We start from the raw sequence: 7815 nt of genomic DNA on the forward strand, positions 1-7815 counted from the left end.
TCGATCCGCTCCCGGGCAGTGAGCTTCCCCTTCGCCCTCTGCGCGGCAGTCGCCCGCTCACTCGGCCCCGCCTGCGCCTGGGCACGGATCCGGCGGTACTGCTGCATCCGTTCGCAGGCGACTCCGGTCTCGGTACCGAGTCGCGCCGGCACCGGTTCCTGGACGGTCGTCATCAGATGTCCCCTCACTGCCAACTGTGCGGAGCGCGATAGGCGGCGGCGCGCTCCCACCGGCGCCAGCCGGCCGCGGGGTGCGGCACGTACTCGCCGGAGAGCCCGTCCCCGGTGCGCAGTCTCGACAGCAGGGCGACCGTGAGCGCGGCGAGTTCCGCCGCGTCCGCCGAGCCCCGCTCGACCTTCACCGCGTCCCGGTCACGCACGGGCCACCTCCCTTGAGGTCCTCCCGCCACGTTCGGTGCCGCCGGTGCAGCACGGGTGGGCTCCGGCTCGACGCCGCCTCGTACGCCGCGGGCCTCCAACGGCACGCGAGCGCCGGTCTAGTGGACCGGCGCGCCGCTACCGCGCCGCCGCGCGCTCACGCGCCCGCCGCGAGGCTGCCCCCCGGCTCGCCTGCCTCCCCGCGACCCCGGAGGCGCTGCACGGCCCCGGTGTCGCCCGCCGCCTCGCGGGCGGCCAGCTCCGCGTAGCGGCGGTCCATCTCGGCGACGACCTCCCCCGCCCGCTCGGCGCGGTAGTCGAGCTTCCCGAGGACATCGGGGACGGCTATGAACGGCAGCAGGTGGGCGAAGAGCAGCGACACCTTCTCCTCCAGGTCGTCGCCGTTCGACAGCGTGGCCGAATAGACCTGTACTCCGGTCCAGCAGGCGGAGACCACCCAGGCGGTTTCGGCAGGCGTGATGTGGGGAAGCAATTCGCCTTCCTCCTTGGCCTGTTCCAGGAGACGGCGCGTTTCCGCCAGCCACGCGGGGATGACGCCGCCGCCGAACAGCCGCTGCATCTCCTGTCCGAGGGACAGCCAGGCGCGCGCGCTGATGACCGGATCCCGGCGTACGCGATAGGCGAGGGCAAGGCCCGTATCGATGACTTCCTGGGTGCGGTACTCCCTGGCCGGCGTGTCTATGTCGTTCAACTGCTCGGCCAGCACGCCCTCGGCGAGCGCGCGCTTGGACGGAAAGTGAAAGTAGAGGGCGCCTTTCGTGACGCCGGCCCTGGCCAATATCTCACTGACGGTCGCGGCTTCGTACCCACGCTCTCCGAAGACGGACGCAGCCGCAGTGAGGATCAGAGCGCGGGTGCGGATCGCTCGCTCCTGGCGCGCCACGAGGACCTCCTGGGGGGGTCGTTGCCCCGGACACGTCCGGGACCGGGGACGACGCCGCCGGAACCGGGGATTCGCGCCTACGCCCCAGAACGCACATCCACGATTGCCGCAAGCCCGCCGCCCGTTGCGGGAAGAGTTCCGATCATCCCACACGGACCGGTCACAAACGTGGCCGCTTGTCCTCAACCGACCCGGACCGGCCCGGGCGCCGGTCCCGCGGGCGGCACCGCACGCCACGCTCACCCGGCCGTGCCGGAGCAAAGTCCGGGCAAATTCCTGCCCAAACTCGGGGCGGTAATCGCTTGCTCATGTCATGCCCCAGGCCCGGTCACTCGGACAGCGCCATTGGCGGCGTATTCAGGCCGCGGGGCCTCTCCGGCCCGGCCCGGCCCGGCGCGTGCCAATTCGCGCGGACCGATTCGGCAAGTCGCCGCCGGCGAACGGCTCATGGCGGGCCGGGCCCGAATGCTTTCCGGGTCCGGCCCGCCGGAGTCGGCGCCCGCCCGCGTCACAGCAGCCGGCGGATCTCACCCCGGACCCGGTAGAAGCCGCCGGCCGCCGCGTGCAGCGCGTCCACGACGTAGCGTGCGCCCGGCTCCCGTATCGCGCGCGGGAACTGGACGTTCCAGGACGGGTGGTAACCCTCGGAGACCACGTGCACCCGCACCCGGCCGCCGTCCCGTATGCACTCCACGACGACGGCACCGGCGGGGGCGACGGCGACGGTGTCCACCGCGGCCACGGCAGTGGCCGGCGCGTACGTCGGCAGCGCCGCGTCGAGCTTGACGTCCCGGGCCACCGGCACCGTGCCCTGCTCCGCCGCGGACACGGCGGCCTCGCTCGCGTCCACGCACACCAGCGAGCCGTCCGTGGTCACCAGGTACAGCCGCTCGTCGCGGTACTGCATCGACAGCGCGGAGCCGCCGCCCGTGCCGAGCTTCCAGAGCCGGGCGCCGTCCCGGTCGAAGCAGTAGACGGAGGACTGCGAGTCCCCCGCGAAGACGTACCGCCCGCCGGGCGAGGTGGCACACGAGTACACCGCGCTGTCGCAGGGGTACGTGGCCTCGATCGCGCCGGTGGTCTTCGACAGCCGTTGCACGGCGTGGTGCGCGGTGCCCGCGTACACCGCGGCGTCCTCCTGCCAGCCGAACAGGACCCCGCCCCGGGTGGGCGTGTGCCACAACTCGCCGCTGCCGTCGGGCGCGTAGGCGGTGACGCCCCTGTGGTGGCCGTGGTAGACGGCCCGCTCGTCGGCGCGGACCAGCCAGGCGTGCTCCCCCCGGCTCCGGCGGGCCCACTGGTGCTCGTCCTCGTGGTCGATGACCGTGAGCCGGCCCGCCCGGTCCGAGACGTTCAGCACGCCCTCGTGGATGTCCAGCCAGAAGATGTCGACGTCCGCAGCGATGTCGTACGCGGCGAACGGCAGCTTCGACGACAGGTCGTAGACCCGGCCGTCGTCGCACCCCGCGTAGATCCAGAAGTCGTCGGCGACCAGGCACTTCACGCCGTCCGGCAGCCCGAACCTGGCGAGGACGCCGCCGTCGTGGTCCAGCGTGTAGACCTCGCCCGCCTGGTTGCCCACCCAGCAGCGCTCGTCGTCGACATGGATGCCGAACGCCGAGGAGCCGGTGCGGAACCGCCACAGCACGGGGGCCACCGCGCGCGCCGTGGACGGCGCGGAGGCCACCGAGCGCCGGGTCACCGCACGCGGGGCCCGCTGCCCCTGCACGGCGGGCGCGTACCCCTTGCGGACCTTCTCCCCCACCTTCTTCGCGGCGGCCGCCTTCGCCTTCCCCTCCGTGGCGAAGGTCGACCGCTGCGTCTGCCCGGCTGCCCCTATCCGGCCGTAACGCACGGTCACCGTCAGGCCGTCGACGCGCACCTCGTAGAACTTGTGCGCCCCGCCGCCGTCTTGCGACAGCTCCAGATACGTCGTCGACACCCCAGAACCGGCAGCCATGGCAGTCCCCTCCGCGAGCTGGGCCCGCCCCGTTCCGGCGGACCCACCACTGCGCATATTAGGAGGGGGCACTGACATCGCCGGCGCCGCCGGCCGGGTGGAGGTGACGGGCCGTCAGTCCCGTCCCGGCCCCCGGTAGAGGTCGAGTTCGCCGGCGAGTTCCACGGCCAGGACGGTCGCGGACGCGTCGGTGTCGGCGGCGGCCGGGGCGCTGATCCACGTGATGCCCGGCGCGCCGGGTCCCCCGACGACCTCGTGGGCCAGTTCGGCCCCGCTGCCCACGACGCGTACCCGCTCGACCGGCGTCCGCAGGCCGCGGACGGCGACCGCCTCGCGCGGCGGGTCGTAGCAGAAGAGGTAGAGCGTGCGCCGGTCCGCCGACACCGTGCTCGCCCCGTGGTGGTGGCCGGCGGGCAGGCCCACGGTCGTGCCGTACACCGCCTCGGCGTGCCCGGTGATCCAGGCGCCGAGCCCCTCCAGCCGCGCCACCTCCTCCTCGGGGATGGTGCCGTCCTCGCGCGGGCCGATGCCGAGCAGCAGGTTGCCGCCCCCGCCGATGGTCTCGGTGAAGTAGCGCACCAGACGCGCCACCGACTTGTAGTTCGTGTCCTGCGGCTTGTAGCCCCAGGAGTCGTTGACCGTCAGGCACAGCTCCCAGGGACCGGCGGGCGGTACGACAGGCGGGCTCTGTTCGGGCGTCGCGTAGTCGCCGTAGCTGAGCATGCGGGCGTTCAGGACCGCCTCCGGCGCCCGGGTGCCGATCAGCCCTGCCAGCTCGGCGAGGCCCCACTGCTCCTCGCTGCGCTCCCACTCGCCGTCGAACCACAGCAGGTCGGGGGCGAAGCGGTCGAGGAGCTCGGCGACCTGCGCGTCCCGGTAGGTCAGGTAGCGGGCCCAGGCTTCGGGCCGCGCCACGCCGTTCCGCGGGACGACCAGCGGGTGGGTGGCGATCTCCGCCTTCGGGGGCGCGGAGTGGGTCACGCTGGCGTAGTCGGGGTGGTTCCAGTCCGAGTGCGAGTAGTACAGCCCGACCTTCAGCTCCCGCTTGCGCAGGGCGTCCACGAAGCCGCCGACGAGGTCGCGCCCGGCGGGCGTGTCCCGTACGACGTCCAGGTGGCTGTGCCGGGAGTCCCAGAGCGACACCCCGTCGTGGTGCCGCGCCGTCAGCACCGCGTAGCGGGCGCCGGAGCGGGCGACGAGGTCCGCCCACGCCTCCGGGTCGTACGCGGCGGCGGTGAATCCGGCGCACTGCCGCATGTACCGCTCGTGGGTGACCTCCCCGGTGTAGAAGGCCCAGGACTCCGTGACACCGTCGACCGCGTAGATGCCGTAGTGGAGGAAGATGCCCAGCTTCGCGTCGGGGAACCAGGGGTTCATCGGCATGCGAGTCTCCTTTGTTTCTGCGGGATCGGCGCTCAGCGAGCCCTGGACAGCCGGAACTGGACCGGCCGCCCCTCGCGCGTGGTGACGGAGACGACGGTGCGGGTGCCCTCCATCCTGCTGCCGATCCCGGCACCGCCCGTCCGCCAGCGGCCGGCCAGGGTCAGCTTCAGCTCGTGCGGTGCGCCGGGGCTCTGCATCCAGGGCCGGGAGTAGGCGGTCCAGTGGCCGGTGTAACGGCCCTGCTCGTACTGGTCGGGATCCCGGCCCCGGTACAGCCGCAGGTCGGGGTCGCACACGGAGAGCACCAGGGCGTCCGCGCCGTCTTCGCGCGCGAGGAGCATCGCTGGGGTGTCGATCGCGCGTACCAGCGGGTCGCCGAGGTCATGGACCGCTTCGAAGACCGCGTAGCCGGTGATGCCGGTGGCCCGGTCGGTCACGATGTGCGCGCGGGCGTCGGCCCGCAGCACGCGGTACGGGGCGGCGGCCGGGTCCGCCATGGCGGCGGTGAAGGCCGCCATGGACTCCGGCGTCGCGCCGACGACCATGGCGTACTCGTACGCGCCCGCGCGCGGCGCCCTGCCGTGGCCGAGCCATGCCGTGGCGAAGTCGCCGCGGGTCTCGGAGTCGTTGCCGTGGTGGCGGGAGGTCTGCGTGGTACGGGTGAGGCCGAGGCGCTGGCCCGCGGGCAGGTAGTAGCCGAGTGCCTTGTCGTCCACCAGCCAGGTGGCCGCGGGGAGTTCGAGATCGCGCCGCTCGTACGGGAACGCGGTGATGGGCTCGGGGCCGCCGTGCCAGGTGGGTTCGCCGGGGTCGGCGAGCGCGGTCTGGAAGAGGGTGGTCTCGGTCTCGTGCGCGGCGTCGCGGTTGGCGATGCCGGTGCCGAGGGCGATCACCCGGTCGTCGAAGAGGAAGACCGACGTGAGGGCCCGGTGACTGCCCTCGTACTTCGGGTGCTCGTGCAGCCGCATAGCGAACATGCCGTGCCGGCCGTCGATGGCGTGGCCGCCGGCGAAGCGCTCCTCGGTGAGCAGCATCTCCTCGATGGTGCCGGTGAGGTCGGCCTTCAGCGCGGACCACGGCTTGTGGAGCGTGGTGGTGCCGGGGCGGCGGTTCCAGTCGTACCCGTCGTGGCGGTAGCCGCTGGCGAGGTTGGTGACGGGGCTGCCGCGGTGCAGGACCTGGATCTGGCCGTAGGTGTTGTAGCGGCCGTACCAGTTGGAGCCGTCGTAGATCTCGGTGGACCACAGGTAGCGGTTGTGGCCGCGGACGGTGATCTGCCAGTCGTCGCGCCGCTGCACGGCGAGCGCCGCGTAGTTGTATGCCCACGCGCCGGCCGGGGCCTTCTCGGCCGTGATGCCGGCCGCGGTCAGCCGGGCGGCGGCCTTGCGCTGCGCGCCGTCCGGGGAGGCGGGCAGCAGGCGCAGGAACGCGGCGCCGGTCTCGGGGTCCAGTTCGCGGTCGGCCTCCGGGGTGCCCGCGAGGGCGAGCCACTGGAAGGCGTGGGGCGACAGCCCCGTGGTGCCGCCGGGGTTGCGGCCGCTGAGGGAGACCGGCCAGTGGTACGTGTTCCCCACGACCCGCAGCGTGAGCACGGCGCGTTTGACGGCGCGGTGCGCCTCGGCGGAGACCCGGAAGAGGCCGCCGCTGAGCAGGTAGATGACGGGCGCGATGCCGTTGAAGGCGTCGCGCGCGTAGTCGGGGAAGAACCCGACGTGGTGGAAGGTCGTGCCGTCGGTCTTCAGGCCGTCCTGGATGCCGGGGGTGGGCAGCAGGTAGGTGTCGAGCCAGTCCCGCAGCAGCTTGAGGTAGGCGACCTGGCGGGCCTCGCCGTCCTGGAGGAGCGCCACGGCGAGCATGCCGCGCACGGTGGTGTTGATGATGTCGGCGGTGGAGCCGTGGCCGTTGCGGAAGTCGTAGCCGCGGAAGATCCGGCCGAAGCCGCAGAGCCAGGTCAGGTCGGCGCGCACGGCGTCGAGCAGGCCGGCATCGCGCAGCACGTCCCGCATCAGGTGGAGGGAGTCGTAGTAGCCGGTCAGCGCGTAGCCGGAGTGGTGGATGGTGCCCTGGCAGCTCCCGTCGGTCCAGCCCTGCTCGCGCAGCCGTCGCACCGAGCGTACGTACAGCTCGCCGAGCGCCGCCCGGTGTGCGGGTCCGGCGGCGTCGTGGGCCTGCGCGATGCGGCGCATGTGGATGGTGAAGTCCGTGAGGCTGACGGTGTCGACGAAGGTCTTCAGGTCGGCGGCGATCTCGGGCGGGTAGATCTGCGACTGGTAGGAGAAGAGGGGCCGGCCGTCGAGCAGCCGGTCGGCCTGGGCCGACAGGCTCGCGACGTAGGCGTCGTCGACCTTGGGCGCGGCGGCGAGGTAGTCGTCGTGGTAGCGGGTCAGCAGGATCCGCAGGGCATCGAGTTCCGCCGCGGTGGGTGCGGGCGTGTCGATCGTGGCCCGGCTCAGCAGGCGGTCGAAGAGGTAGAGCGCCTGCCAGTGCTGCTGGTCCCACTCGTCGCCCTCGGCGCCGACGTGCGGGACCTGAGCGTCGCGGCAGGGCGCGTCCGGGCGCAGGGCGACGTTCGGCAGCAGTTGGTCGATCCGGAGCGTGCCGGCCCGGCGGGGCGCGATGATCCGCACGGTGTCCATGCCGGTGCGCGGGGTGCCGTTCATGTCGTACGCGTACCTGACCCAGGCCGTGCGCCAGCCGGTGAACCCGAGCCGTAAGTCGAACCAGCAGTCGGTCCTCTCGCCGCGGCCGAACTCGAACCGTACGACGTCGTCGGTGGCCTTCTCGTTGTGGATCCACACCGAGAAGGTGTCGACCGTGCCCTGCCACGCCTGGTCGGCCAGGGGCCTGGTCCGGTACGGATCGGGGGCCCAGCCGAGGTCGGCGGCGACGGTGAGGCGCGAGTGCGGGCCGTGGTCCCAGCGCAGTGCGTGCCGGCCGCAGACCGAGGCGTGGTCGTCCAGGGCGAGCGTCGATCCTTCACCCGCGGTGAAGTGCGGGGGGATCACGGATTCCAGCAGGAACGCGGGCGGGCTCAGCGCGAGTGCGCGTTCTTCCAGTGGGGTCGGGGCGGCCGGCCCCGGGGGCGGGGGGGGGGCCCCCGCCCCGGGGGGGGGCGGGGGGGGGGGGGGGGCGGGGGGCCCCCCGGGCGGGGGGGGGGGGGGGGCCCCCCACCCGCGCGCGGGGGGCTGGGG

The 7815-nt window shown here is 73.2% G+C and carries 5 protein-coding genes and 1 pseudogene; all 6 read right to left on the minus strand.

Annotation, left to right across the window (positions count from 1 at the left end; translation table 11 throughout):
• Positions 1-173 (minus strand): annotated as a pseudogene (locus ACFYVJ_RS34685) (methylmalonyl-CoA carboxyltransferase); the annotation flags it as partial.
• Positions 174-184: 11 nt separating this feature from the next.
• Positions 185-379 carry an acyl-CoA carboxylase epsilon subunit gene (locus ACFYVJ_RS34690; protein WP_388900486.1) on the minus strand — a complete coding sequence of 65 codons (195 nt, stop codon included), beginning with the start codon at positions 377-379 and terminating at the stop codon, positions 185-187.
• Between the two features lie 155 nt (positions 380-534).
• Positions 535-1281, minus strand: coding sequence for a ScbR family autoregulator-binding transcription factor (locus ACFYVJ_RS34695; protein ID WP_388900488.1), 747 nt, complete (start codon positions 1279-1281; stop codon positions 535-537).
• 508 nt (positions 1282-1789) lie between these two features.
• On the minus strand, positions 1790-3241 hold the full coding sequence (locus tag ACFYVJ_RS34700; RefSeq protein WP_388900490.1) for a WGR domain-containing protein: 1452 nt from the start codon (positions 3239-3241) through the stop codon (positions 1790-1792).
• A gap of 114 nt (positions 3242-3355) precedes the next feature.
• The gene (locus ACFYVJ_RS34705) at positions 3356-4624 is read right to left on the minus strand and encodes an alpha-L-fucosidase (RefSeq protein ID WP_388900493.1); all 1269 of its coding nucleotides are present in this window, start codon (positions 4622-4624) and stop codon (positions 3356-3358) included.
• Positions 4625-4656: 32 nt separating this feature from the next.
• Positions 4657-7629, minus strand: a complete 2973-nt coding sequence (locus ACFYVJ_RS34710) for a chondroitinase family polysaccharide lyase (protein ID WP_388900496.1) — start codon at positions 7627-7629, stop codon at positions 4657-4659.
• Positions 7630-7815: the final 186 nt, after the last annotated feature.

This window comes from Streptomyces sp. NPDC004134 (assembly GCF_042874195.1).
Taxonomy (GTDB): Bacteria; Actinomycetota; Actinomycetes; order Streptomycetales; family Streptomycetaceae; genus Streptomyces.